Source organism: Desulfuromonas versatilis (assembly GCF_019704135.1).
Lineage (GTDB): Bacteria > Desulfobacterota > Desulfuromonadia > Desulfuromonadales > NIT-T3 > Desulfuromonas_A > Desulfuromonas_A versatilis.
Window position 1 is genome coordinate 3,665,587 of record NZ_AP024355.1, and the last position, 24,616, is coordinate 3,690,202.

Below are 24,616 nucleotides of genomic sequence, written 5' to 3' on the forward strand. Positions count from 1 at the left end.
GTCTTACTCCTCACTCCTCACCCTTCACGCCTCACGAGTTGTAAATGGACTTCTCCAAGCAGCACATCAAAACCTCGGTCGTGGCGGTCGTCATCGATGAGAACGAGCGCGTGCTGCTGACCCGCCGCTGCATCCACCCCTTCTGCAGCCTGTGGGTGATGCCGGGGGGGAAGATCGACCACGGCGAATCGATCCTCGAGGCCCTGCACCGCGAGGTGCGCGAGGAGGTCGGCATCGAGGTCAAGGTGGAGAAGTTGGTCGACGTCTACGAGCACATCGGCGTGGGCGAGAAAAAAGACCACTTCGTCATCCTCTACTACCGCGCCCTGCCGCTGAGCTTCGAGTTGACGCCCAACGGCGCCGAGTGCACCGAGGCCGTCTGGGCCGCCAAGGAGAGTCTGCCCGCCATGCCCATGCCCCCCGGAGGGCGCCACATCCTGACCAAGCTCTTCCCCGAACTGCCCTGGGGCGAGGTCGCCTTCCCCGAGGGGGCGCTGGAAGAGGAGATCCCCGGGGCCCCGCTGCGCGCCGCCGAAGACGCCTGAAGCGATGTTCGAAATCGTCGAAAAACCGCTCAACCTCCAGTTTCCCCTCGGCCACCATCTGCACTGCATGGTCAGCCAGATCCCCAACCACCTGGGGATGGCGGATTTTGCCTGCCGCCTGGAAGACCCGGAGGAGAAATGGCGCCAGGTCCGCTCGATCCTCGAACTGATCGCCGAGGGTGCCGGCAACCTGAAGAAATGCCACTTCCTGGTGCTCCCCGAGTCGGCCATGCCCTCGGCCCGGGTTGCGGATGCGCTGGAACTGATCGACGGGGGCTTTCCCGCCAACACCGTCACCATGTTCGGCGTGGAGCACGTGCGCCTGGCCGAGTACCGCGATTTTCTGCAGGAACACGCCGAGGACAACGCCGAGGCCCTGGCCTCGGTGCTCAAGGACCTCGACTCGGGCGACATCGAGGACATCCCCGTCAACTGGGCGGTCACCGCCGTCAAGGAGGCCGATGGCAGGTTGCGGGTCTTCCTGCAGGCCAAAAGCCACCCCTTCGTCGGCGAGGAGAGTCTCGATTCGGTCCACGACCTCTACCGTGGCAAGGTTTTTCCCCTGTTCCGCTGCCAGCCGGTCTGCTTCAACTTCATGCCGTTGATCTGCCTCGACTATGTTTACCGCGACCTCTACCAGTCGAACATCAGCGCGATCATCGAGAAGGCCAACGAGCTGTTCTTCCAGAGCCGCCAGCGCCTCGACCTGCTGGTGGTGCTCGAGTGCAACCCCAAGCCCGAGCACCCGGCCTTCCGCGACGTGGTCAACGGCTTCTACGGTGAATACCTGGCCTACACCCCCGGGGTGCGCGACACCATCACCGTGTTCTGCAACACCTCCGAGACCACCCGGGGGCTCAAGGGGAGCGAGACCTCCAATTTCGGCTACTCGTCGGTGATCATCCACAAGAGCCACAAGATCGGCCCGGTGGAGCACCCCGAGTTCGCCAGCGACGATTTCGGCGGTCTGCCGGTCTGCCGGCTGCGCTTCGGCACCCGCACCCGCCTCTACTATTTCAACCTCCCCCTGTTCCACGAGCTCGACCCCCGCACCACCCGGGTGCCGCTGAAAATCCACGGCATCTACCAGCCGATCGGCGAGTCCTGGCGGCGGGTCGAGAACGAGGACGAGGAGGAGTGAACGGGAAACCACCCTCACCCTGACCCTCTCCCTGAGGGAGAGGGGACTTTTTTACGGAGCACACAGCATGAGCGAAAAACCCTGGGCTGGCCGCTTCACCCAGCCGACCGACAAGTTCGTCGAGGAGTTCACCGCCTCCATCGATTTCGACAAACGCATGTACCGCTACGACATCCAGGGCTCCATCGCCCACGCCAGGATGCTCGCCAAGCAGCAGATCATCGCCGCCGCCGAGGCTGAGACCATCATCGGCGGGCTCGAGGGGATCCTCGCCGACATCGAGGCGGGCAACTTCGAGTTCAAGGTCAGCCTCGAGGACATCCACATGAACATCGAGGCGCGGCTCATCGAGCGCATCGGCCCAGTGGGGGGCAAGCTGCACACCGCCCGCTCGCGCAACGACCAGGTGGCCACCGACGTGCGCCTCTACCTGCGCGACGAGCTCAAGGAGATCCTCGGCTACCTCGACAGCCTGCAGGAGTCGCTGCTCGGCCAGGCCGAAGCCAACCTGGCGGTGATCATGCCCGGCTACACCCACCTGCAGACCGCCCAGCCGGTGCTCTTCGCCCACCACATGCTGGCCTACTACGAGATGGTCAAGCGCGACGCCGGGCGCATGGCCGACGTGCTGAAGCGCCTCAACGTGCTGCCGCTGGGCGCCGGCGCCCTGGCCGGCACCACCTTCCCCATCGACCGCGAGTTCGTCGCCGAGCAGCTCGGCTTCGACGGGGTGACCCGCAACAGCCTCGACTCGGTCTCCGACCGCGACTTCGCCCTCGAGTTCTGCTCCGGCGCGGCGATCCTGATGATGCACCTCTCGCGGCTCTCCGAGGAGCTGATCCTCTGGTCGAGCGCCGATTTCAACTTCATCGAGCTCACCGACGCCTTCTGCACCGGCAGCTCGATCATGCCGCAGAAGAAAAACCCCGACGTCCCCGAACTGGTGCGCGGCAAGACCGGCCGGGTCTACGGCAACCTGATGAGCCTGTTGACCCTGATGAAGTCGCTGCCGCTGGCCTACAACAAGGACATGCAGGAGGATAAGGAGCCGCTGTTCGACACCATCGACACGGTCAAGGGCTCGCTGAAGATCTTCGCCGACATGATCGCCCAGATGAAGGTCAGGGCCGAGAACATGCGGGTGGCCGCCGCCCGCGGCTTCTCCACCGCCACCGACGTCGCCGACTACGTGGTGCGCAAGGGGATCCCCTTCCGCAACGCCCACGAAATCGTCGGCAAGACGGTGCGCTACTGCATCGAAAACAACAAAGACATCCCCGAGCTGAGCCTCGAGGAGTTCAAGCAGTTCTCCGAAGCCATCGAGGCGGACATCTACGACTACGTCACCCTCGAGGCCTCGGTCAACGCCCGCCGCGCCACCGGCGGCACCGCCCGTGAAGCGGTGGAGCGCGAGATCAAGCGGGCCCGGGACGAGCGGAAAAAGTAGTAGAACACTCCAGGCGCTCTGTGCGCCTTTGCGTGAGATGGATTCCATGGCTTTTCGATTACCCCTCCATTTATTGCTGCTGTCGCTGCTGCTCTCGCTGCTGCTGACGCTTGCCGGCTGCGGCAAGAAAGGCCCGGTGCGGCCGCTGCGCCAGCCCCTGCCCGATGCCGTGCAGCGCTTCGAGGTCCGCCAGCTCGGGGCGCGGTTCCTGCTTGCCTGGGACCTGCCGAAGATCAACCAGGACGGCTCGGAACTGACCGACCTGGAGGGTTTCCGGGTCTTCAAGATGAAGTTTAACCCCGCCGATGACTGCCCCGAGTGCCGCGACACCTCGGTGCTGATGCAGGAGGTGGACATCGACTACCTGCGCAAGGCCACCCGCATCGGCGACCGCTTCTACCTCTGGGACACGGAAATGGAGACCGGCTCCGGCTACCAGTACCGGGTGGCCCCCTTCAACCGCAAGGGGCGCGAGGGGCAGCCGGCGCTGGTGCGCGTGCTGTTCCTCCCCTCCCCGCCGAGCCCCATCAATCTCGAGGCGGCGGGCAAGGACAAGCTGGTGAGCCTGCGCTGGCAGCCCATCGACGACCCGCGCCAGGGGGCCGAGGCCCTCGGCGTCAACCTGTATCGGCGCACCCCCGATGCCCCCTTCCCCCCCACCCCGCTCAACCGCGAGCCACTCAAAGAGGGGGCCTTCGACGATTTCGCCGTGGAGAACGGCCAGCAGTATCTGTACGCGGCCAGAAGCGTGGTGCGCCTGGGGCGCAGGGTGCTCGAAAGCGGCCTTTCCGCCACCGCCTCGGCGGCCCCCCAGGCAGGCCGCTGAGCGGCAAGGCGGTCTTTGACATTGCCTGGGAGGTATGCTACCAATGTCTTTTTACCGGCCCGGATAACGCCTTTTTAACCGGCCCTCGACTTCGTTAATTGCAACGCTTCACATAGTTTTCAATCACTCTGGAGGAGACACCCATGTTCACAGGTTCCATGGTCGCCATCATCACCCCTTTCGACAGCCAGGGGCGGTTCGATGAGGAGCGCTACCGGCAGCTGATCGAGTTCCAGCTCGAAAACGGCACCGACGTCATTGTCCCCTGCGGCACCACCGGCGAGTCGGCCACCCTCAGCTACGAGGAGCACGACCGGGTCATCCAGGTCTGCATCGAGCAGGTCAACAAGCGTGTGCCGGTCATCGCCGGCACCGGCTCCAACGCCACCGCCGAGGCCATCGAGCTGAGCCAGCACGCCAAGGAGATGGGCGCCGACGGCGTCCTGCTGGTCTCCCCCTACTACAACAAGCCTTCCCAGGAAGGGCTCTACCAGCACTACAAGGCGATCGCCGAGGCCGTCGCCATCCCCCAGGTGCTCTACAACGTGCCCGGGCGCACCGGCATGAACATGGAGGCCAAGACCACCATCCGCCTGGCCGAATTCGCCAACATCGTCGCTATCAAGGAGGCCTCGGGCAACCTCACCCAGGCCAGCGAAATCCTGGCCCAGGCCGGCGACAAGATCGACGTGCTCTCCGGCGACGACTTTCTCACCCTGCCGCTGATGGCCTGCGGCGCCAAGGGGGTGATCTCGGTCACCGCCAACATCATGCCCAAGCAGGTCAAGGCCATGGTGGCCGCCGTTGACAAGGGGGACTGGGTCACCGCCCGCAAGCTGCACCTGCAGCTGCTCGAGATGCACAACACCATGTTCATCGAGTCCAACCCGGTGCCGGTGAAGACCGCCGCCGCGCTGATGGGCAAATGCGGCGAGCAGGTTCGCCTGCCGCTGGTGGCCATGCAGCCGGCCAACCTGGAGAAGCTCAAGGCCGTGCTGAAGAAGTACGAACTGATCTAATATCCGTGACTGGTAACTGGTGATTGGTTATTGAAAAACCTATTACCCATTACGAATTACCCATCACGTTTCTCAAGAGGATTTCCATGATCAGAGTTGCCGTCACCGGCGCCGCCGGGCGGATGGGCGGGCGCATCGTCACCGCCATCAAGGAGGCCGATGGCCTGGAGCTGGCTGGCGCCGTCGAGCGCCCCGGCCATGACATGATCGGCCAGGACGCCGGGCTCATCGCCGGCTGCGGCGCTTCCGGAGTCAAGATCTCCGGCAGCCTCGAGGAGGCCCTGGCCAACGCCGACGTGCTCATCGACTTCACCTTCCCCGAGGTCACCCTGAAAAACCTCGAGGTCTGCGCCCGGCTGGGCAAGCAGGTGGTGATCGGCTCCACCGGCTTCACCCCCGCCCAGCGCGCCGAGGCCGAAAAGGCCGCTGCCAAGATCCCGGTGGTGCTGGCCCCCAACATGAGCGTCGGCGTCAACGCCTGCTTCAAGCTGCTCAAGGAGGCCGCGGGCATCCTCGGCGAAGGCTTCGACGTCGAAATCGTCGAACTGCACCACAACAAGAAAAAAGATTCCCCCTCGGGCACCGCCGTGCGCATGGGCGAGGTGGTCGCCGAAGCCCTGGGGCGCGACTACAACAAGGTCGCCAACTTCCACCGCGAGGGGATGTGCGGCGAGCGCACCAAGGAAGAGATCGGCATGCAGACCGTGCGCGGCGGCGACATCGTCGGCGAGCACACCGTCTACTTCATCGGCATGGGCGAGCGCATCGAAATTTCCCACCGCGCCATGAGCCGCGACATGTTCGCCCGCGGCGCCGTGCGCGCCGCCGGCTGGCTCAAGGGCAAAGCGGCGGGGATGTACGACATGCAGGATGTGCTGGGGCTGAAATAAATAATTCGCCTTTGCCCCTGATTGCGCTTTTGACCTTCCCCCCCCTTTGAGTGCAGCCGAACGGAAGTCTTTTAATCCGAGGCATTCGGGGACGAATGTCCGAAGCCCGAAGGGCAAGTTTTCGTCCCCGTCGGATTAAAAGACTGGAGTGAGGGAACCCCGAAGGGGCAAACGGTGGGGGTGCCCTTCTTTTGGTTACTTTTCTTGGGCAAGCAAGAAAAGTAACTCGCCTGGCGGGGCGAGTCCCGCCGGTTTTCCGGCAGAGCTCCTCCCCCGGGAGCCGGAACCGGAAACCGCGGGCGCTGCGCCCCGCTCCCCGCCTTCCTTTCTTTTGCTCGCCCAAAAGAAAGGAAGCAAAGAAAAAGGCGTCTCCTGCGGAGGGCATGACTGGCGCGGCCCTGGTACCACGTATCAACACAGGTGGAGATGGGATCGACGGTACTTCGTGGCACCTCCCCCCGGCCGAACCAGTGAGCAACCTTGGACCGGTCATCCACACCGGGACAGGCTGCAGCCGGGTTGTCGGTTCTAAAAACCTTTTAGCTATTTACACGTTAATCGTCATGCCGGTTTCTATTGAACCGGCAATCAGTTTCGAATCGGACGTTTCTGAATCCAACATAAAAGGAGTTTTTGAATGGCCCGCATCAACGACAACTATCTCAAACTCAAAGCCGGCTACCTGTTCCCCGAAATCGGCCGCCGCGTCAAGGCTTTCGCCGCCGCCAACCCCGGCGCCCAGATCATCCGCCTCGGCATCGGCGACGTCACCCGCCCCCTGGCCCCGGCGGTGCTCAAGGCCTTCCACGACGCCGTCGACGACCTGGGCACCAGCGACCGCTTTGCCGGCTACGGCCCCGAGCAGGGCTACGACTGGCTCTCCCAGGTCATCATCGACAAGAGCTACAAGCCCCTCGGCGTCGAGCTGAAGGCCAGCGAGATGTTCATCTCCGACGGCTCCAAGTGCGACTGCGCCAACATCCTCGACATCTTCGCCCTGGACAACGTGGTGGCCATCGGCGACCCGGTCTACCCGGTCTACAACGACACCAACGTCATGGTCGGCCGCACCGGCGAGGCCGACGCCAAGGGCTACTACAAGGGCATCGTCTACATGCCCTTCACCGAAGAGAACAACTTCGTCCCCGACCTGCCCAAAGAGAAGGTCGACATCATCTACCTCTGCTTCCCCAACAACCCCACCGGCACCGTCGCCAGCAAGGACGAGCTGAAGAAGTGGGTCGACTACGCCAACGCCAACGACGCCATCATCTTCTTCGACGCCGCCTACGAGGCCTTCATCACCACCCCGGGCATCCCCCACTCAATCTACGAGATCGAAGGGGCCAAGAAGTGCGCCATCGAGTTCCGCAGCTTCTCCAAGACCGCCGGCTTCACCGGCGTGCGCTGCGGCCTGGTGGTCGTCCCCGAAGAGCTGATGGGCACCACCGCCAGCGGCGAGAAGTACAGCTTCAACAAGCTGTGGAACCGCCGCACCACCACCAAGTTCAACGGCGCCTCCTACCCGGTGCAGAAAGCCGCCGCCGCCGTCTACTCGGATGAAGGCTGGAAGCAGACCAAGGAGATCATCGACTACTACATGGACAACGCGCGGATCATCCGCGAGGGCCTCAAGGCCGCCGGCATCACCTGCTACGGCGGCGTCGACGCCCCCTATATCTGGCTCAAGACCCCCGAAGGGCTCTCCAGCTGGGACTTCTTCGACAAACTGCTCAGCGAGTGCCACGTGGTCGGCACCCCCGGCTCGGGCTTCGGCCCCTCGGGCGAAGGCTACTTCCGCCTGAGCGCCTTCGGCGACAAGGAGAAAGTCGTCGAGGCGGTGGAGCGGATCAAGAAAAAGTGGGGCAAGTAAGTTGACGAAACAAGAAGGGCGGCCGGTTTGGCCGCCCTTCTTGTTTTTGGCGAGATATAGGCGTCTCGGCTACCCCCATATCTCGCAACCGCGAGACATGGTCCAGATTTTCCCTTCCTTATTTCAAAAACACTTTTGGGATCTGGGTCAGGTCTTGCGCTGCTGCTTTTATGGCAAAGACCTGTCCCTTCCTACTGACAAACCGGCAGAACAATCGGCACAAGCCTCCCTCCCACGCACCAGTATTGCCAAATAATTTATTTCATGCTAAATAGTTAGCATATTTATTAGATCGGCATTAATATCGGCAAAGGCATGGTGACTCCATGTACGACAAGCCCTCCCATATGGAGCCGTTGCTCCCCGTCGCGACGGCCGAGCTAGCAGACCTGGCCCGCGAAGTCGTGGCCCGCTCTGCCGCCCTCGGCGGCCAGCTGCACCCCCTCAGCCAACAGCCGGTTGTCGAGCTGCTGCGCCTGATCAACAGCTACTACTCAAACCTCATCGAAGGGCACAGCACACACCCGTTTGACATCGAGCGAGCCATGCGCCAGGACTATTCCACCGACCCTGCTCGGCGCGACCTGCAACTCGAAAGCCTGGCCCACATCCGCTGCCAGCAGGCCATCGAAACCTGGCTGCAGAACGACCCGGCCCTCAATGTCGCGGGAGCCGACTTCCTCTGCCGCGCCCATCGGCTGTTCTACGATCAGCTTCCCGACGAGCTGCGCCGGGTGAGAGACGACGAAACAGGCGAGGTACTGGAGGTTGTCGGCGGCGAACTGCGCCGGCGGGAGATCCGGGTCGGTCGGAACATCGGGCCGGTCGCCACCGCGCTCCCCGCCCTGCTCGATCGGTTCGCCAGCTTCTATCGCAGGGACGCACACCACGGCGTGATGCCGATTATTGCCGCGGCGGCCGCACACCACCGCCTGATGTGGATTCACCCCTTTCTTGACGGCAACGGCCGGGTGGCGCGACTGTTCACCGACGCCTGTTTTCAACAGCTGCCCCTTCCGGGCTACGACCTCTGGAACCTGAGCCGCGGCCTGGCCCGGCGGCGAGACGACTACATGGCGGCCCTGACCTGGGCCGATGCGCCGCGCCGCAACGATTACGATGGCCGCGGCAACCTCTCTAGCGAAGGCCTGGCCCGCTTCTGCCGCTTTTTCCTCGAAGTCTGCCTCGACCAGATCGCCTACATGCAGGAGGTGTTGCAACTCGACACCCTGCTGGAGCGCATCCACGGCTATGTTCAACTGCGCGCGGCCAAAATCGCACCGCCGCCCAAACCGGGCAACCCGCCCCTCAAGCCCGAGGCGACCTTCATGCTCCAGGAAGCGCTGCTGCGCGGGGAAGTGGGGCGCGGCGATATGATCCGGGTCTCCGGGTTGGCGGAACGCACCGGAAGGATGGTGCTCAGCCAACTGCTCGACGAAGGCCTGCTCGTCGCCAGCATGCCCAAAGGTCCGGTGCGGCTGGCCCTGCCCACACTGATCGCCGGCTATCTGTTTCCAGATCTTTACCCGGCACAGATTGGCGGCTAAAGCAAGCAATGGCTCCGGACCTTACCTTTTTGCCATCGCTGGAGACATCCGGATGAGCCCTCAGCCACGCTACCCAATCCCGGCCGCCCGCTTCCGTTGTGAAATCGAGGTGGAACGCAGCCGCTTCATCACCACGGTTCAGCCGGTGGCCTCGGCGAGCGAGGCGCAGGCCTTTGTCGCCGAACTCAAAGCTGAATTTCCCGATGCCAACCACAACTGCTGGGCCTACCTGGTCGGTCCGCCAGGCAGCACCAACCAGATCGGGCTGAGTGACGACGGCGAGCCCCACGGCGTCGCCGGTCGACCAATGCTGACCACCCTTCAGCACAGCGGCCTGGGCGACACCGCGCTGGTGGTGACCCGCTACTTCGGCGGCATCAAGCTCGGCAAGGGCTGGATGGTCAAGGCCTACACGGCAGCCGCACAGACGGCACTCGAACAGGTGCCCCGCGCCGAGCGCATCGCCTGGGTGCAGCTTCGGGCGACCTTTGATTACGCCCTGGTGACGCCCCTCGACCGGCGCCTGGCCGAGTTCGAATGCGAGACCCTCGCCACCGACTATACCGATAAAGTCAGCCTCCGGCTGCGCCTCCCCGAGGAGCAGGAGGCCCGGTTTCGCAGGATGTTTGCCGATCTGACCGCTGGGCAAGGGGTGCTGGACACGGTTTAGCGATGATGGCGACTTAGCAGTTGACCTTCGGGGCTGGGGTCAGGTCTTGAATTGCCACATTCTCAAGGAGCTATTGAAACACACCTCATTATTTTCGTTGCTGGCTTCCCGCAATAGCATTAGCATACCCGCCGTTCCCGGATACCCCCTTCGGCTGGAAGGAAACAAGCAAACAATCCCCGGGCTTTCCAAAGCATTAAAATATGTATTATGTCCCCGAATTTTGAAAACCTGACCGCCCTGATCCATCAGGCAACCGGAGCCAGCGGCATTCAGCCGATTGAGGTGATCCAGCAACTTTGGAGCGGCTACGGAACCATCGTGCGTTACGGGTTGACCGGCTCGCATCGAAAGCGGGTGGTGGTCAAGCATGTCCGGTTCCCCGATCAGGTCAACCACCCCCGCGGCTGGAACAGCGATCGCTCGCACCAACGCAAACTGCGCTCCTATGCTGTGGAAATAGCCTGGTACTCTCGCTGGAGCGCCCGCTGCGGGGCCGACTGCCCGGTCCCCCAATGCCTGGCGGTGGAAACCCGCGGCGACGAGATCCTCATGGTCCTCGAGGATCTTGACGAAGCGGGCTTTTCCGAACGCCGGGAGACCGTCACCGAAACCGAACTCCGCGCCTGCCTGGGCTGGCTGGCGGCCTTTCATGCCACCTTTCTCGGATGCCAACCGGAGGGGCTGTGGGAGCAGGGTACCTACTGGCACTTGGAGACCCGCCCCGACGAGCTTGCGGCCCTGGACGATCTGCCCCTCAAAAAGGCGGCCACGGCCATCGACAGGCTGCTGCGTGACAGCCCCTACCAGACCCTGGTCCACGGCGATGCCAAGCTGGAGAACTTCTGCTTTTCACCCGACGGAGCACGGGTCGCGGCGGTCGATTTTCAGTATGCGGGCGGGGGCTGCGGGATGAAGGACGTCGCCTATTTCATCGGCAGCTGCCTGAGTGAAGAAGAGTGCGAGCGGCTCGAACCCTGGCTGCTTGATACCTATTTCACGTCGCTGCGTCAGGCCTTGGCCCGCCTTCGGCCGTCCGTCGACGCCGGGGCTGTGGAAGCGGACTGGCGGGGGCTTTTTCCGGTGGCCTGGACCGATTTTCATCGTTTCTTGAAGGGCTGGAGCCCCGACCACTGGAAGCTCACCAGCTACAGCGAACGGATGGCCCACGCGGTGGTGCGCGCCGTCAACGCAGCCCCAGGGGGGTAAGCCCTCCCCCCCCCAATCTTTACCCGATCTTTACATCCCCGTTAACCGCGCTTTAAACACCTCCGCTATACTTCCATCATGCAAAACAGACGAACAGCCAACCGGAGGTGCTCATGAAAACCCTGGCAATCACGATTCTCAGCGTAACCCTGGTGATGCTCGGCTACGTCGCCCACAGCCTGAGCATGGACAAGGGGATGAAGCAGGCCGAGGAGATGGCCGCTTCGCCATCAATGCCGCAGGAGCAGATGCAGATGGCGGCGGATGCTATGATGAAGGGCGAGATGAAGAGAGAGCGGACCCCGATCCCCAGCGACGAGGAACTGCGCAGCCGGCTGACCCCGCTGCAGTACAAGGTCACCCGGCAGGACGGCACCGAGCCGCCGTTCAAGAATGCCTACTGGGACAACCACCAGCCGGGGATCTATGTCGACATCATCTCCGGGGCGCCGCTGTTCAGCTCCACCGACAAGTACGATTCGGGCACCGGCTGGCCGAGCTTCACCCGGCCGCTGGACCCCGACCAGATCGTCGAGAAGGAAGACCGCAGCTTCTTCACGGTGCGCACCGAGGTGCGCGGCAAAGACTCCGACGCGCACCTGGGGCACGTATTCAATGACGGCCCGGCCCCGACCGGCCTGCGCTACTGCATCAATTCGGCGGCACTGCGTTTCGTCCCGGCCGCCGAGCTGGAGCAGAACGGCTACGGGGAATACGCGAAGCTGTTCAAATAAGTCAACCGCGCTACCTCTGCACGGAGGAGGTTCTATGAAAATCGCCAAGCTCCTTTTCCCGTTGACCCTTTCGCTGGTGTTCGCCGCCAACGCCCAGGCCGCCAAAACCGTTCTGGCCGGGGGGTGCTTCTGGTGCATGGAGGCGGATTTCGAAAAACTCGCCGGAGTGACCGACGTGGTCTCGGGCTTTACCGGCGGCACGCTGAAAAACCCGACCTACAACGGCAACCATCAAGGGCACTATGAGGCGGTGGAGATCACCTACGACCCGCAGAAAGTGAGCTACCGGCAGCTGCTCGACTACTACTGGGTGCATATCGACCCCTTCGACGCCGGCGGGCAGTTCTGCGATCGCGGACACAGCTACCTCAGCGCCATCTTCGTCGCCAACGACTCCGAAAGGGAGATCGCCGAGGCCTCGAAAAGCGAGGTGGCGGCGAAGTTCCCCGATCGGAAAGTGGTCACGCCGATCCTCGATGCCTCGACCTTCTACCCGATAGCCGGCGAGGAAAGCTACCATCAGGATTATTACAAGAAGAACCCGGTCCGCTACAAACTCTACCGCTGGAACTGCGGACGCGACCAGCGGCTCCAGGAGATCTGGGGCGACAAGGCCGCCCATTAGGACGTCCGCTGCCGGCAGACGTTCCGGGGTACCCGCTGCGGGTACCCCGGGATCCCCGCCCTTCCCCTTTCATAACGAAATAGCGTTCCCCCCGTTTTTGATTGCCAGCGGTTCCCGATAGCGCTAGCATTCCCGCCGATCCCGAATCGCATAATTTAATCCCAACCGCTCAAGCGCCGCACCCCGCCCGGCGCGCCGGCTTGCAGCCCGATCTCCCGAGATGACCCAGGACACCCCATTCACCTTTCGCCCCATCGGCATTCTGCGCTCCCCCTATGCCCGGCGCATCGACGCTCCCCACCAGGGCACGGTGGTGGAAGGCACGGCGACCGGGGAGGTGGCGACCGCCACCCTGGAGCTGCAGGACTGGCTCGACGAGCAGGTCATCCAGGACCTGGAGGGCTTCGACAGGCTCTGGCTGATCTTCGCCTTTCACCTGAGCGAGGGGTGGAAAAGCCGCGTCAAGCCGCCCCGGGGCGGACCGAAGCGGGGCGTTCTCGCCACCCGCGCCCCCCATCGCCCCAACCCCATCGGCCTGTCGGCGGTGGAGCTGGTCAAGGTGGAGGCCAAGACCCTGCACCTGCGAGGGGTGGACCTGCTGGACGGCACGCCGGTTCTGGATATCAAACCCTACGTCCCCTACGCCGACGCCTTTCCCGGCGCCAGGGCCGGCTGGGTCGATGAGCTGGATGCCAGGCTGGGGCGCAATTTCGCGCCGGGGTTGCGAAAGCCCCGGTAGTCGAGGCGGGCCGGACGGGGCTTTCGCGGCCCAAGCAAATTCGGAGAGCGAAGTGCCCACGGCCTCGTAAGCGCGGGACACAATACCGAATTTAATGCTCGCCTGACTCGCCACAGGGCCTCCAGTTCATTTAATCGGGCACCTATACATGCCCTGGGGCTGCGTCCTATTTGCCGACTTATGCGACGACAAGCCTCCCCGACCCAGCCCGGGCTTGCTATACTTGCGAGGAATTTTCCCCCGTCAATCCTCGCCCAAGGAGAATCTGGATGAACAAACTGACCTGGTACGGCCACGCCACCCTCGGCCTTGAGACCGGCGGGCACCAACTGGTGATCGACCCCTTTTTCACCGGCAACCCGGCCGCCTCGGCCAGCGCGGAGCAGGTCTCCCCCGACTTCATCCTGGTCAGCCACGGCCACGGCGACCACGTCGGCGACGCCCTCGCCATCGCCCAGCGCACCGGCGCGCTGGTGATCAGCAACCACGAGATCGTCACCTGGCTCGGCAAGCAGGGGCTCAAGAAGGTCCACGGCCAGCACCTCGGCGGCGGTCACCGCCACCCCTTCGGCTACCTCAAGCTGACCCTCGCCCTGCACGGCTCGATGCTCCCCGACGGCTCCTACGGCGGCAACCCCTGCGGCTTTCTGCTGACCACCAACGATGGCAAGAAGATCTACACCGCCCAGGACACCGGGCTGTTCGGCGACATGCGGCTGATCGGCGAGGAGGGGCTCGAGGTGGCGGTGCTCCCCATCGGCGACAACTACACCATGGGCCCCGACGACGCCCTGCGGGCGGTGAAGATGCTGCAGCCCAAGACGGTCCTCCCGATCCATTACAACACCTTCGAGCTGCTCAACCAGGACGCCCAGGCGTGGAAGAAACGGGTTGAGGGCGAGACCGGGGCTCGGGTGGTGGTGTTGAAACCGGGGGAGAGTTTCGAGTTTTAGGGGGCCGGGAAAAGGGGCGCCGGTTGTCTTTTGAGGTTTTTCGCCTTTTCCCCAGCAGCGTCGGTGTTTGCAACTGCTTCCTCGGCTGCCGACCGGGAGCGGCGGCCTGGTGTTGTTTCTCCCTCCTGAAGCAAATCCCCCCACAACGAAAGGCTTCCTTGTGCATCCCCCATCGGCTGCTATAATGTTGACCAAAATGGTTGCATTTCGTTGCCATTTTTTGCAAAGGAGAGCTGAAATGAAAACATACAAATGCTCAAGCTGTGGAGTGATTTCCGACGAGCGGGACCACCTCTGCAAGCCCGAGAAAAACGCCAGCCGTGCCGACTACTGCGGCTCCGGTCCGGAAAAGATCAGCCAGATGTGCGACCAGATGGATCAGAACCTGAAATACCAGTGCTTCACCTGTGGCAGACCGACCGACAAACCCGACCTGGTCTGCAACCCGACCCCGATCCGCTGACCCGGGCCCGGCACCCCCCACCGCCCCACCAGGCCCGGCACGGCCCCGGCAAGTGCCGACGACCACAGCGGCATGGTGGCGGCAACGGCAACCAAGCCCGCGGAAGCAACGATCTTCCGCGGGCTTTTTTCCGGCGGATCACACAGCACTTCGTTCCGGCACAGGAGGGCAGGATGAAAACATTGCCACACGGCAACCGGCCGGCTCCCCCCGGCCCGCAACCCTCAGGGTGGCCGTCATGATTCCCGAAATCAGGAGGGTGGCCGTTCACCAGGCGGGGCACGCGGTGGTTCAGGCCCTGGTGGGCCGAGGTCGCTTCACCCCCGCCCGGGTCACTCTGGGCGTGGAATATTGGCGGGGCCTTGCCGGCTGCGGCGAAGCAGCCCTGGACCAGGAAGTATCCCTGGGACTCTATGAGTTCGGCCTGGTGACCATGGCCGGCATCGCTGCCGAACAGCGCTACCTGGAACTGGGGCCGCCGGCCACCAACCCCCTGGTCGCGCTGAGCGATCTGGCTGAATGGCGGGAAGAGGCCTGGAAGGTTTTGCAGAACCACGCCCGGGCCCGGCTGGTCGGCCTCAACGTGATGCGCAGGCTGCAGCAATGGATGGCCGATGGCGCCACCTGGCAGGTGATCGAGCAGCTGGCCGACGAACTGCTGGCCACCGGCAGCGTCGAGGGAGCGCGCCTGCAGGGAATCCTCGCCCCATTGACCGGCGGCGCAGCCAGGAAAAACACCGCAGCCGCAGCCCCCGTGCCATGAAACTGCTGATGATCTACAGCGACCGCTTCGCCTGGCGCACCGCCGAGAAGGGGCTGGAGAGCGCCGCGGAATTGAGCGAGGAACGCAGCCTCGAGAACGTGCTGGTGGGGTGGATCCATGCCGAGGCCCAGGACGAGGCGGACCCGGGCAAGGTCGAGACCAAGCTGGTAAAAAACCTCAAGTGGGGCGCGCGCAAGAACGAGACCACCCGCATCCTGCTCCACTCTTTCTCCCACCTGGCCGAAACCAAGGCCGCGCCCGAGTTCACCAGGGCCCTGCTCGAGCGCACCGAGGCCCGCCTGCAGGCCGCCGGCTACCAGACCTGGCAGACCCCCTTCGGCTATTTCCACGACCTCGAACTGGCGGCGCCGGGTAAATCCGCCGCACGCATTTTTGCCAGCTTCTAACATCCGCCGCAACTGTACCCCGAGGCTTTGCAAAAAACCCTTTCGGGTGGCCGATAGGTATATTCGATAGCCCTGACGCCATCCAGGTGGTAGCATTACCCGTCCGCAAGAATTTCCCCAGGCGAACAATCCCGACCCCAGGAAACCCGATGCAAGAAAATCGTCCAGAGTATTCGTCCGAATTTCCGCCGGCCTCCCTTGAACTTGAGGGGGAAACCCGGCCCTATTCACCGGATGGCCCCACCTCGCCTCCGACGGCCCCCCAGCCCCGAGTTGGCGGGGGACTGCGCCGCTTCGGCTATCTCGGCCTGCTGCTGGTTTTCGTTTTCAGCAAGCTCAAGTACCTTGGCCTGCTGCTGCAGGTCGGCAAATTCAAAACCTTCATCAGCATGCTGGTCAGCATCTGGGCCTACGCCATGTTCTGGGGCTGGTCCTTCGCGGCGGGGTTCGTGGCGCTGATCTTCATCCACGAGATGGGGCACGTGCTGGCCCTGCGTCTGATGGGGGTGCCCGCCTCGGCCCCCATGTTCATCCCTTTCGTGGGGGCGCACATCGTCATGAAGCAGATGCCCAAAAACGCCTACGTCGAGGCGGTGGGCGCCTACGGCGGACCGCTGCTCGGCACCCTGGGGGCCATCGGCTGCGTCGGCATCGGCAGCGTCACCGGAAACCTGTTCTGGTACGCCCTGGCCTCGAGCGGTTTTCTGCTCAACCTGTTCAACCTGCTGCCCATCTCGCCCCTGGATGGCGGGCGGATCATCGGCGTCATCAGCCCCAAGCTCTGGGTGCTGGGGCTGGCGGGGGCGGTCGGGCTCTTCTACCTGACCTGGTCGCCGATCATCGCCCTGATCCTGATCCTCGGCAGCTACCAGGTCTATACCGCGTTCAAGCAGTCCAACGCCGAGCGTGCGCGTTACTACGCCGTCCCCCTGGGCAAGCGCATCGCCATGGGGGCGGCCTTTCTGCTGCTGCTGGCGGCCACCTCCATCGGCATGCTGCTGATGCAGATCCCCCTGCAGGGCCTCTGACCGCGGCGCGGGCAGGGGGCGCCGGGTCTTTCTGCCTGGCTTATCGCGGCATTTTTGTGTACATTTTCCCCTGAGCTCAGTTCCGGACCCAGGCTCAAGCCGCCGAGGAGATCAGGATGCGAATGAAACCCAATCGAATCGTGCTGTGGATCTGCCTGCTTCTGGTTGGCGGTTTTCTGGTGACCAGCCTGGCGAGCTACTTCGTCTCCCGGGCGTCGCTGCGCCGGGAGATCGACCAGAACACCCTGCCGCTGACCAGCGACAACATCTACTCGGAGATCCAGCGCGATCTGCTGCGCCCCATCTTCATCTCCTCGCTCATGGCCCACGACACCTTTTTGCGCGACTGGATCCTCGACGGCGAGCAGGAGCCCGAGCGCATCAGCCGCTACCTCAAGGAAATCCAGAGCAAATACGACACGGTCACCAGCTTTTTCGTTTCCGAGAAAAGCCGGATCTACTATCACTCCAACGGCATCCTGAAAAAGGTCGATCCTGCAGAAGAGCGCGACCGGTGGTATTTCCGGGTCAGGGAAATGGCCGCCGAGCACGAGATCAACGTCGACCCGGACATGGCCAACCGGGACGCCATGACCATCTTCATCAACCATAAGGTCTACGACTACGCGGGCAATTACCTCGGCGCCACGGGGGTCGGGCTGACGGTGAGCGCGGTCAAGGCCCTGATCGAAAGCTACCGCCAGCGCTTCAACCGCGACATCTTCTTCGTCGATCCCCAGGGGAAGCTCACCCTGAGCAGCACGGCCTTCGCCGGCAAGGGGCAGAGCCTGCAGCAGATCCCCGGCCTCGCGCCGCTGGCCGAGACCATCCTCGGGGGCGACTCCCTGGCCCTCAATTACCAGCGGGACGGCCGGACCGTTCACCTGAACACGCGCTACATCAAGGAGTTCGACTGGATCCTGCTGGTTGAGCAGGACGAGGGGCGGGCCCTGAGCAAGATCAATCACGCCCTGATGTTCAACCTCGGGATCTGCGCCCTGGTCACCCTGGTGGTGCTGCTGATCACCTACCGGGCCCTGGCCTCCTACCAGCGCCGGCTCGAGGATTGGGCCGCCACCGACAAGCTTACCGGGGCCTACAACCGCAAGGGGATCGACTCCTTCTTCGACCAGACCCGGGCCGACTGTCAGCGCAGCGGCTCGGCCATTTCAGTGATCCTTTTCGACCTCGACCATTTCAAGCGGGTCAATGACCACCATGGGCACCAGGCAGGGGACGCGGTCCTGCAGGAGGTGGCCAGGCGGGTGAGAGCCGAGGTGCGCGAATCGGATCTCTTTTTCCGCTGGGGGGGAGAGGAGTTCCTGCTGCTGCTCAAGGGGTGTCCCCTGGAAAGCGCCCTGGAACTGGCCGAAAAGGTCCGCGCGGCCATCGGCACCCCCCCGCTGAGCTACGAAGGGCAAAAGATCCCCATGACGGCGAGCTTCGGGGTGGCCGAGTTCCTGGGCGGCGAGGATCTTGATTCGTTGACCCGGCGGGTGGACCAGGCCCTTTACCAGGCCAAGGCCAAGGGGCGCAACCGCGTGGAGAGTTCCCCCGATCAGCCCCGGATGCCAGCCGCGGCCCAGGTCGGGATAGCGGCCCAAGGCTAAACCAGGCGAACGGGCGCCCTTACTTCAGCTGCGGGTGGCCAGGCTTCAACTGTCAGGAAAGGATTAATCCCATGCTCAAAGCCATCCGTCTGATCGCCATCCTCGGTCTGCTGGCCTTGCTCATCGGCTGCAGCCGGCTGACCGTCGAGAACTTCAAAAAGATCAAAACCGGCGCCGAGTACGATGAGGTGGTACAGATCCTCGGCAGGCCCGACAGCTGCTCCGAGGCGCTGTTCGTCCGCAGCTGCGTCTGGGGCGACGAACAGAAAAACATAACCGTCGGGTTCATGAACGACAAGGTGATCATCGCCACCAGCAATAACATCCGCTGAGCGAAGACCCGCCCAACCGATTCCGAGGGTGGTTTAGGACCCGACCGGGTTCCGCCATCCCCCCTTCACCAAGCGCCACCCCCTCCGCCGAGCCAGGCCGTAGCTCCACCTGGTGCGGGAACGACATTTGCAGGCCGCTCCACCATATTGGGCCTGCAATGTCCCCCGCCTGCCGAGGAGGCTGCCATGAGCTCTGTCCGACCCCCACAACCGCTTCCGGCCGAAGTGGCCGCAGCCCTGGACCGGGGCGATAAGATCGAGGCGATCAAGCTGCTGCGCGAAACCCGCGCCATCAGCCTGAGCGAGGCCAAGCGACTGGCCGATGCCTACCTGACCGGCAGCGCCTGCGGCGCCCGGTCCGCGGGCGAACCATTGCCGGCCGAGGTGCTGGCCGCCCTGCAGGGCGGGCGCAAGATCGAGGCGATCCGGCTGCTGCGCGAAACCCGCGGGATCGGCCTGAAGCAGGCCAAGCAGTTGGTCGAGGCCCAGCAGGGCCCCCTCCCCTCCGGCGCCGGGAAGCGTTCCTGGAAAAGTTTCCTGACAACTCTGGCCGTGGTGGCCGCCTTCGGCTGGGCCCTGGCCACCAGCGTCGATGCCATCAGCAGCCTGATCGTGCTGGCCAATCTAGGCGGCTACCGGGCCGAAACCTTCACCATCGGCGAACTGCGCCACGACCTGCTCGACGAAGGGGGGCTGCTCTGGGGTTTTACCGGGCGCATCGCCGGGCGCGACGAGCGGCTCTACGCCCCCGACCTGGCCGAGGCGAAAAAACTCGGATTCAGGGGACTAAAGCGTCTCTACCCTCCCGGCACCGAGGTCCCGGCCTGGTACAATCCCCAAGTCACCGCCACCCTGTTTCAAGGGCGCACCCTGCGGGTCATCCCCCACACCCCCGACCTCAAGGACTCGGAATTGAAACGCTTCGGGCGGTGGGTGGTCAATGGTCTGCTGCCATTTCTGCTGGTGCTGTTTCTGACCCGGAGGCGCGACCGTTCCCCTTAGCCTTGAGAGGACTTCACTGCTCAGTCAGAGGATCTGCCAGGTATCGTACAGCAGATCCACAAAACCCAGGGTCAGGGCCGGCGCCGCGCCGGCCCTGACGGCGGACAGCGTTTATCCGCGCAGCCGAGCCTGGCCGCCTTGGGGAAGAGAATGTTGTTTTCGAGGTGGACGTGTTTGTGCAGATCGTCCTCGAACTCGCGCAGCTTCTGGTAGGTGACCGCGAAGGTGTTGCAGACACCCTCCGGTACTCCATACCCCTTGGCGAGGTCGCGGATGGCATGGACGGCGTCGCCGATTTCCTGGTGTTCCTGGTCGAGCTTAACCAGCGAGGCCTGAATCGTCGCCACATCGGCAGCCTCCGGCGCATGGCCGGCCCTGGTGGAGGCGTCAATCCGCTTGATTGCCGGGAAGAGCACTTCTTCCTCCTCGCGCAGGTGGGCCGCCATGTCCGTGGCGATCTTGGCGAATATGGCCGCGATCTCGATCACCTCGGGATGGTGGGCGCCATGGACCTGGGCGATCTTGCTGGCGTAGGCCGCGATCTGTCCGGTATTCTCGTTAAGATAGACGTGGTGGGTGTTGACGATGTAATCGGCGAGAAACGGCAGTGCCCAGGCTGCGTAGTTCTGGCTGCTGCCGACGGCGGCGCTTTTCGCCCCGGCAATCTCCCGCAGCAACTCGCCCAGGTCGAGCCCCTGCTCCCGGCAGATGGCGCCGAGGGCAACCTTGCCACCGCAGCAGAAATCGATGCCGTGGGCCTCGAAGACCCTGGCGGTCCGGAAGTCGTCGGCAACAACCGCGCCGACCGTGGTCTGCGCCGAAGGGATCATGCGTGCACTCGTTGAATCGTTCATGGCGTTTCTCCTTTGTGGTCAGCGGCCCGTGCCCTGCTCGGCGGGCTGGATGATTTCAGCGTAACGCGAAGCCCCCGCCGAGAGCCTTGACCGGGATCAAGAAACCAGGATCGCCCTCCCCACTCGGCGCCTCCGGCCAACTCCCTTGTTGTACCGCCGCGCACGATCCTCTATAGTCAGGCGCGGAAACCAAACCTGCGGGAGAACCGAACATGGAGATCGACCCGGACGCGCTGCGCCACCTGATAAGCCACCGAACCGAGGAAATTGAGGAGTATGTGTCCGGAACCGGCTATCTGCCGAGAACGGTCATCGGCGTGGCCACCTTTTTTCTCGACAACGATGGGAACACCGACCTGCTGACCGCCAAGCAGCAGGTGACCTTTGCAAGGTTTCTCAAGCCGCTGCTGGAAGCGCGCCCCCGGCAACAGGCAGGCGACGACTGAACCTTCGCGGGGAACGCAAAGAAGTGCGGGGAGGGGGGAAAACGGGGGCTTATTTCAGGGCGCTGAGCCCCATCAATGCTACGACTGGGACCACCTTGGCGAAACCGGCCTCCTTGAGCCGCCTGGCGGCCTGGTCCATGAAGCTGCCGCCGCGTTTGGCCAGATACGGGTTGCCCGTGTAATGGAACAGCGCGCCGCGGCGCTTCAGCACCCGGTGGATTTCCCGGTAGAAACGCTCGCCGTAGAGCTCCCCGGCGAGGGAGAAGCGGGGCGGATCGTGGATCACTACATCGAAGGATTCGGCCGCGAGGCCGCGGATGTAATCGTCGATATCAGCGTGAACCAGCTGGATGTTGGCGCCGAAGATCCCCCGCGACCAGGGGTTTCTCGCGCGCAGCGCCATCACCGTGGTGCTCTTCTCCACCGAAACCACCTCGCGGGCGCCGAGCCGGAGCGCCGCCGAGGCCGCGTAACCGAGCCCGCTGCAGGTATCCAGCACCCGGCTCCCCTTTTTCACCACCTGCGCGGCCATCTGCCCGGCGCTCTCGAAGGGGTCGATCCCCTTGGAGATGTGCATCTTCACCCCGCTGATCTCCAGCAGCGGCGCCCCCTCGGTGGGAACCAGCTTGTAATACCCCTCGCCCCGGGCCTCGAGCACCTCGAGGCGGCCCTGTTCGAGGCAGAAGATCCGGTTTTCCCGGCCCGCAATCCACTCCAGCTCCGCTTTGTTCAGGCGGTTATCGGCACCGAGAATAAGCCCCTCGGAATCGAGGGGCAAGCTGGTCCGGGAGATGTTCAAGTCGACGGAAATCTCGACACTCGGCAGACCCCGGGTCATGGCCTGGAGAATCTGGCGGGCCAGCTCGGCGTGGAAATACCAGCTTGGCTCGCTCATCGGCGACTTGCCTCGCGAGAAACGATGTTGGCTGTTTGCGATCTGAGGTCGAAAACGACCCTGGCCTGGCCGGATCTCAGCTGGGCGAGCACCTGGGCCACCTTGTCCTCGAGGGAGCAGCCGGCCTCGGCCCAATCCGCCCCGTCGCGCGAGACGAACTCGCGGATCAGGTTGCGCAGCGTCTGCGGGTTGAGTTCCTGGTGCGGAACCTCGATCCCCTCTTCGTTGTGATCGGTCGCATTCTTCTGAGTCAAACGTCTCCTCCAAGGGAAATATCTTCGCGTATCCAGACAGCCGTAGTGTAGCAACTTCGGGTAGAAAATTCTTGTTTAGGTTTTTTCATGCCGGCGCCTGCAGTTGCCTTTTGGCCGGAGGTGTGGTTGACTGCCCTGAATCGGACTCTTTCGCACTTCAAGCTACGGGGTCCCGAAGCGCAGGGCTTCACTGCGCAACCACGAACCAGGGAGGATTCATGCAGGATTGGGATTGGGGCAAGGACGGCAAGGAGGTGGAGCAGAAAATCATCCAGCTGGCCGACCGCGTCAAACGCTTCCGGCCACCGGGGGCGGGCCTGGCTTGGGTGGTATTGTTGGTGCTGCTGTTCATCGGCGGCAGCAGCAGCTTCTACCAGGTCGGCACCGAGGAGACCGGGGTGCTGCTGCGCTTCGGCCGCTTCAGCGGGTTCGCCGAGCCGGGGCTGCACTTCAAACTCCCCTTCGGCATCGACCGGGCCTACCTGGTCAAGACCGGGCGGGTGCTCAAGGAGGAGTTCGGCTTTCGCACCGTCCAGGCCGGGGTGCGCACCGCCTACTCGAAGAAGGACCTGGACGAGGAATCCCTGACCCTCACCGGGGATCTGAACGTCAGCGACATCGAATGGATCGTCCAGTACCAGATCGCCGACCCCTACAAGTTTCTGTTCCGCATCAACGCCCCCGAAGAGACCATCCGCGACATCTCCGAGGCGGTGGTGCGCAAGGTCGTCGGCAACTCCAACGTCACCGAAGTGCTCACCACCGAGCGGGCGGTGCTCGCTTCGGCTATCGAAAAGGAGATGCAGGGGATTCTCAACGCCTATGACATCGGCGTGCGCATCGTCACCGTCAAGTTCCAGGACGTCAATCCGCCCGAAGCGGTCAAGGCCGCCTTCAACGAGGTCAACGAGGCCGAGCAGCAGAAGGAGAGCCTGGTGTTCCAGGCCCGAGAGCAGTACAACCGCGAGGTCCCCAAGGCCAAGGGGGTGGCCAACGCCACCATCCAGGAAGCCGAAGGCTACGCCATCGAGCGCATCAACAAGGCCGAGGGGGAAACCAACCGCTTTCTGGCGCTGCTTACCGAGTACAGCAAGGCCCCCGAGGTGACCCGGCGGCGGCTCTACCTGGAGACCCTCGAGGAGGTGCTGCCGAAACTGGAGGAGGTCTACGTGATGGATAAACAGGGGACTGCCGCGCTGCCCCTGCTGCCGCTGCGCAGCGACAAGAAAGGAGGGGCCGCCCAATGAAACAGTCAATCCTCATGGTGGTGATCGTTCTGGTCGCTCTGACGGGCTTTAGCGGGCTGTTCGTGGTCGAGGAGGGCGAGCAGGCCCTGGTCACCCAGTTCGGCAAGCCGGTGGGCGACATCAAGCAGGCCGGAATTCATTTCAAGACCCCTCTGCTGCAGGAGGTGCGCCGCTTCCAGAAGCGGATCATGAAATGGGACGGCGACCCCAACCAGATCCCGACCAAGGACAAGAAGTACATCTGGGTCGACACTACCGCTCGCTGGCGGATCGTCGACCCGCTGCTGTTCTTCAAGACCGTGGCCACCGAGCGCGGCGCCCAGAGCCGCCTCGACGACATCCTCGATTCGGTGGTGCGCGACGCGGTTTCCGGCCACCTGCTGCTGGAACTGGTGCGGGGCAAGGAGTACAAGGCCCCCGCGGGGACCCGCGAGGTGATCGACCTGGAAGGGATACCGGTCAACAGCGAGGATCTGATCGGCCGCGAGCAGATCCTCGCCGACATCCTGCAGCAGGCCCGCGCCAGCACCCCCGAATACGGCATCGAGCTGATCGACGTGCAGATCAAGCGGATCAACTACGTCGAGCAGGTGCGCCAGCGGGTCTACGAGCGGATGATCTCCGAACGCAAGAAGGTGGCCGCCCAGTACCGTTCCGAGGGCGAGGGGGAGAAGGCCGACATCCTCGGCCAGATGCAGAAGGAGCTCAAGGCCATCGAATCCGAGGCCTACCGCCGCTCGGTGGAGATCCGCGGCGCGGCCGACGCCAAAGCCGCCGGCATCTACGCCGCCGCCTACGGTCGCGACGCCGATTTCTACGCTTTCGTCCGCACCCTCGAGTCCTACCGCAAGGCAGTCGGCGACAACGGCCGGCTGGTGCTCTCCACCGACGCCGAGTTCTACCGCTACCTGCAGCGCTCACGCTAGCAGCCCGCCACCCTCGCCCCGAAAGCCCCTCTCCCTCAGGGAGAGGGCCGGGGTGAGGGCGGTTCCATTCCCTCCCCCTGTCCTGCCTGCTTGAACCCCGCCTTGCGGCTGCTAACCTTTGAGCATAACCAACCCGGCCGGCTTCGCCGGCCGGGCACTCGGGCTCCGATT

The 24,616-nt window shown here is 63.7% G+C and carries 26 protein-coding genes and 1 pseudogene; 24 read left to right on the plus strand and 3 right to left on the minus strand.

The features are described from left to right. Positions 1–44 precede the first annotated feature (44 nt). The 21 genes and pseudogenes from DESUT3_RS16450 (at position 45) to DESUT3_RS16550 (ending at position 19,823) form a co-directional block, all read left to right on the plus strand. Positions 45–545 carry an NUDIX domain-containing protein gene (locus tag DESUT3_RS16450; RefSeq protein WP_221249554.1) on the plus strand — a complete coding sequence of 167 codons (501 nt, stop codon included), beginning with the start codon at positions 45–47 and terminating at the stop codon, positions 543–545. A 4-nt stretch (positions 546–549) separates the two neighbouring features. Continuing rightward, entirely contained in the window at positions 550–1,686 is a 1,137-nt protein-coding gene (locus DESUT3_RS16455) for a hypothetical protein (protein ID WP_221249555.1), read from the plus strand. A gap of 67 nt (positions 1,687–1,753) precedes the next feature. Next, on the plus strand, positions 1,754–3,133 hold the full coding sequence (gene argH, locus DESUT3_RS16460) for an argininosuccinate lyase (protein ID WP_221249556.1): 1,380 nt from the start codon (positions 1,754–1,756) through the stop codon (positions 3,131–3,133). A gap of 46 nt (positions 3,134–3,179) precedes the next feature. Beyond that, positions 3,180–3,959 (plus strand): fibronectin type III domain-containing protein, encoded by a 780-nt coding sequence (locus tag DESUT3_RS16465; protein WP_221249557.1) that lies wholly within the window; start codon positions 3,180–3,182, stop codon positions 3,957–3,959. Between the two features lie 143 nt (positions 3,960–4,102). After that, the gene (dapA, locus tag DESUT3_RS16470; protein WP_221249558.1) at positions 4,103–4,978 is read left to right on the plus strand and encodes a 4-hydroxy-tetrahydrodipicolinate synthase; all 876 of its coding nucleotides are present in this window, start codon (positions 4,103–4,105) and stop codon (positions 4,976–4,978) included. An 86-nt stretch (positions 4,979–5,064) separates the two neighbouring features. Then, positions 5,065–5,868 (plus strand): 4-hydroxy-tetrahydrodipicolinate reductase, encoded by an 804-nt coding sequence (dapB, locus tag DESUT3_RS16475; protein ID WP_221249559.1) that lies wholly within the window; start codon positions 5,065–5,067, stop codon positions 5,866–5,868. A gap of 637 nt (positions 5,869–6,505) precedes the next feature. Further along, positions 6,506–7,741, plus strand: a complete 1,236-nt coding sequence (locus DESUT3_RS16480; protein ID WP_221249560.1) for an LL-diaminopimelate aminotransferase — start codon at positions 6,506–6,508, stop codon at positions 7,739–7,741. Between the two features lie 326 nt (positions 7,742–8,067). Continuing rightward, positions 8,068–9,288, plus strand: a complete 1,221-nt coding sequence (locus DESUT3_RS16485; RefSeq protein ID WP_225911543.1) for a Fic family protein — start codon at positions 8,068–8,070, stop codon at positions 9,286–9,288. A 52-nt stretch (positions 9,289–9,340) separates the two neighbouring features. Next, complete coding sequence (locus tag DESUT3_RS16490; RefSeq protein WP_221249561.1) at positions 9,341–9,958, plus strand: YigZ family protein; 618 nt, start codon at positions 9,341–9,343, stop codon at positions 9,956–9,958. Positions 9,959–10,168: 210 nt separating this feature from the next. Continuing rightward, positions 10,169–11,167: a phosphotransferase gene (locus tag DESUT3_RS16495; RefSeq protein WP_221249562.1), complete on the plus strand. Its 999-nt coding sequence runs from the start codon at positions 10,169–10,171 to the stop codon at positions 11,165–11,167. Between the two features lie 308 nt (positions 11,168–11,475). Beyond that, a pseudogene (msrB, locus tag DESUT3_RS16500) lies at positions 11,476–11,901 on the plus strand (peptide-methionine (R)-S-oxide reductase MsrB); the annotation flags it as partial. A gap of 34 nt (positions 11,902–11,935) precedes the next feature. Beyond that, complete coding sequence (msrA, locus tag DESUT3_RS16505; RefSeq protein ID WP_221249563.1) at positions 11,936–12,526, plus strand: peptide-methionine (S)-S-oxide reductase MsrA; 591 nt, start codon at positions 11,936–11,938, stop codon at positions 12,524–12,526. A gap of 220 nt (positions 12,527–12,746) precedes the next feature. Continuing rightward, positions 12,747–13,265, plus strand: coding sequence for a tRNA (N6-threonylcarbamoyladenosine(37)-N6)-methyltransferase TrmO (gene tsaA / locus DESUT3_RS16510; protein ID WP_221249564.1), 519 nt, complete (start codon positions 12,747–12,749; stop codon positions 13,263–13,265). Positions 13,266–13,534: 269 nt separating this feature from the next. Next, positions 13,535–14,218, plus strand: a complete 684-nt coding sequence (locus DESUT3_RS16515; protein ID WP_221249565.1) for a metal-dependent hydrolase — start codon at positions 13,535–13,537, stop codon at positions 14,216–14,218. 238 nt (positions 14,219–14,456) lie between these two features. After that, entirely contained in the window at positions 14,457–14,681 is a 225-nt protein-coding gene (locus tag DESUT3_RS16520; RefSeq protein ID WP_221249566.1) for a hypothetical protein, read from the plus strand. 238 nt (positions 14,682–14,919) lie between these two features. Beyond that, positions 14,920–15,444 (plus strand): hypothetical protein, encoded by a 525-nt coding sequence (locus DESUT3_RS16525; protein ID WP_221249567.1) that lies wholly within the window; start codon positions 14,920–14,922, stop codon positions 15,442–15,444. Next, complete coding sequence (locus tag DESUT3_RS16530) at positions 15,441–15,851, plus strand: threonyl-tRNA synthetase editing domain-containing protein (protein WP_221249568.1); 411 nt, start codon at positions 15,441–15,443, stop codon at positions 15,849–15,851. Before DESUT3_RS16525 ends, DESUT3_RS16530 begins: the two co-directional genes overlap by 4 nt. A 149-nt stretch (positions 15,852–16,000) precedes the next feature. Continuing rightward, a complete protein-coding gene (locus DESUT3_RS16535; RefSeq protein ID WP_221249569.1) occupies positions 16,001–16,879 on the plus strand; it encodes a site-2 protease family protein in 879 nt (292 codons plus the stop codon). A 122-nt stretch (positions 16,880–17,001) separates the two neighbouring features. Then, positions 17,002–18,489 (plus strand): sensor domain-containing diguanylate cyclase, encoded by a 1,488-nt coding sequence (locus DESUT3_RS16540; protein WP_221249570.1) that lies wholly within the window; start codon positions 17,002–17,004, stop codon positions 18,487–18,489. A 71-nt stretch (positions 18,490–18,560) separates the two neighbouring features. Further along, positions 18,561–18,821 (plus strand): DUF3862 domain-containing protein, encoded by a 261-nt coding sequence (locus tag DESUT3_RS16545; RefSeq protein WP_221249571.1) that lies wholly within the window; start codon positions 18,561–18,563, stop codon positions 18,819–18,821. A 186-nt stretch (positions 18,822–19,007) separates the two neighbouring features. Continuing rightward, complete coding sequence (locus DESUT3_RS16550) at positions 19,008–19,823, plus strand: ribosomal protein L7/L12 (protein ID WP_221249572.1); 816 nt, start codon at positions 19,008–19,010, stop codon at positions 19,821–19,823. Positions 19,824–19,894: 71 nt separating this feature from the next. On the opposite strand, the gene ric is transcribed toward DESUT3_RS16550, so the two are convergent. Further along, positions 19,895–20,677 (minus strand): iron-sulfur cluster repair di-iron protein, encoded by a 783-nt coding sequence (gene ric, locus DESUT3_RS16555; protein WP_221249573.1) that lies wholly within the window; start codon positions 20,675–20,677, stop codon positions 19,895–19,897. A gap of 212 nt (positions 20,678–20,889) precedes the next feature. Here ric and DESUT3_RS16560 point away from each other — a divergent pair, with 212 nt between their 5' ends. After that, the gene (locus DESUT3_RS16560) at positions 20,890–21,123 is read left to right on the plus strand and encodes a hypothetical protein (RefSeq protein WP_221249574.1); all 234 of its coding nucleotides are present in this window, start codon (positions 20,890–20,892) and stop codon (positions 21,121–21,123) included. Between the two features lie 49 nt (positions 21,124–21,172). Here DESUT3_RS16560 and DESUT3_RS16565 read toward each other — a convergent pair whose 3' ends face one another. Next, on the minus strand, positions 21,173–22,018 hold the full coding sequence (locus tag DESUT3_RS16565) for a class I SAM-dependent methyltransferase (protein WP_221249575.1): 846 nt from the start codon (positions 22,016–22,018) through the stop codon (positions 21,173–21,175). Further along, complete coding sequence (locus tag DESUT3_RS16570) at positions 22,015–22,272, minus strand: YheU family protein (protein WP_221249576.1); 258 nt, start codon at positions 22,270–22,272, stop codon at positions 22,015–22,017. The genes DESUT3_RS16565 and DESUT3_RS16570 overlap by 4 nt, the downstream gene beginning before the upstream one ends. 218 nt (positions 22,273–22,490) lie before the next feature. Here DESUT3_RS16570 and hflK point away from each other — a divergent pair, with 218 nt between their 5' ends. After that, complete coding sequence (gene hflK / locus DESUT3_RS16575) at positions 22,491–23,519, plus strand: FtsH protease activity modulator HflK (protein WP_221249577.1); 1,029 nt, start codon at positions 22,491–22,493, stop codon at positions 23,517–23,519. Further along, complete coding sequence (gene hflC / locus DESUT3_RS16580) at positions 23,516–24,445, plus strand: protease modulator HflC (protein ID WP_221249578.1); 930 nt, start codon at positions 23,516–23,518, stop codon at positions 24,443–24,445. The genes hflK and hflC overlap by 4 nt, the downstream gene beginning before the upstream one ends. Positions 24,446–24,616 lie beyond the last annotated feature (171 nt).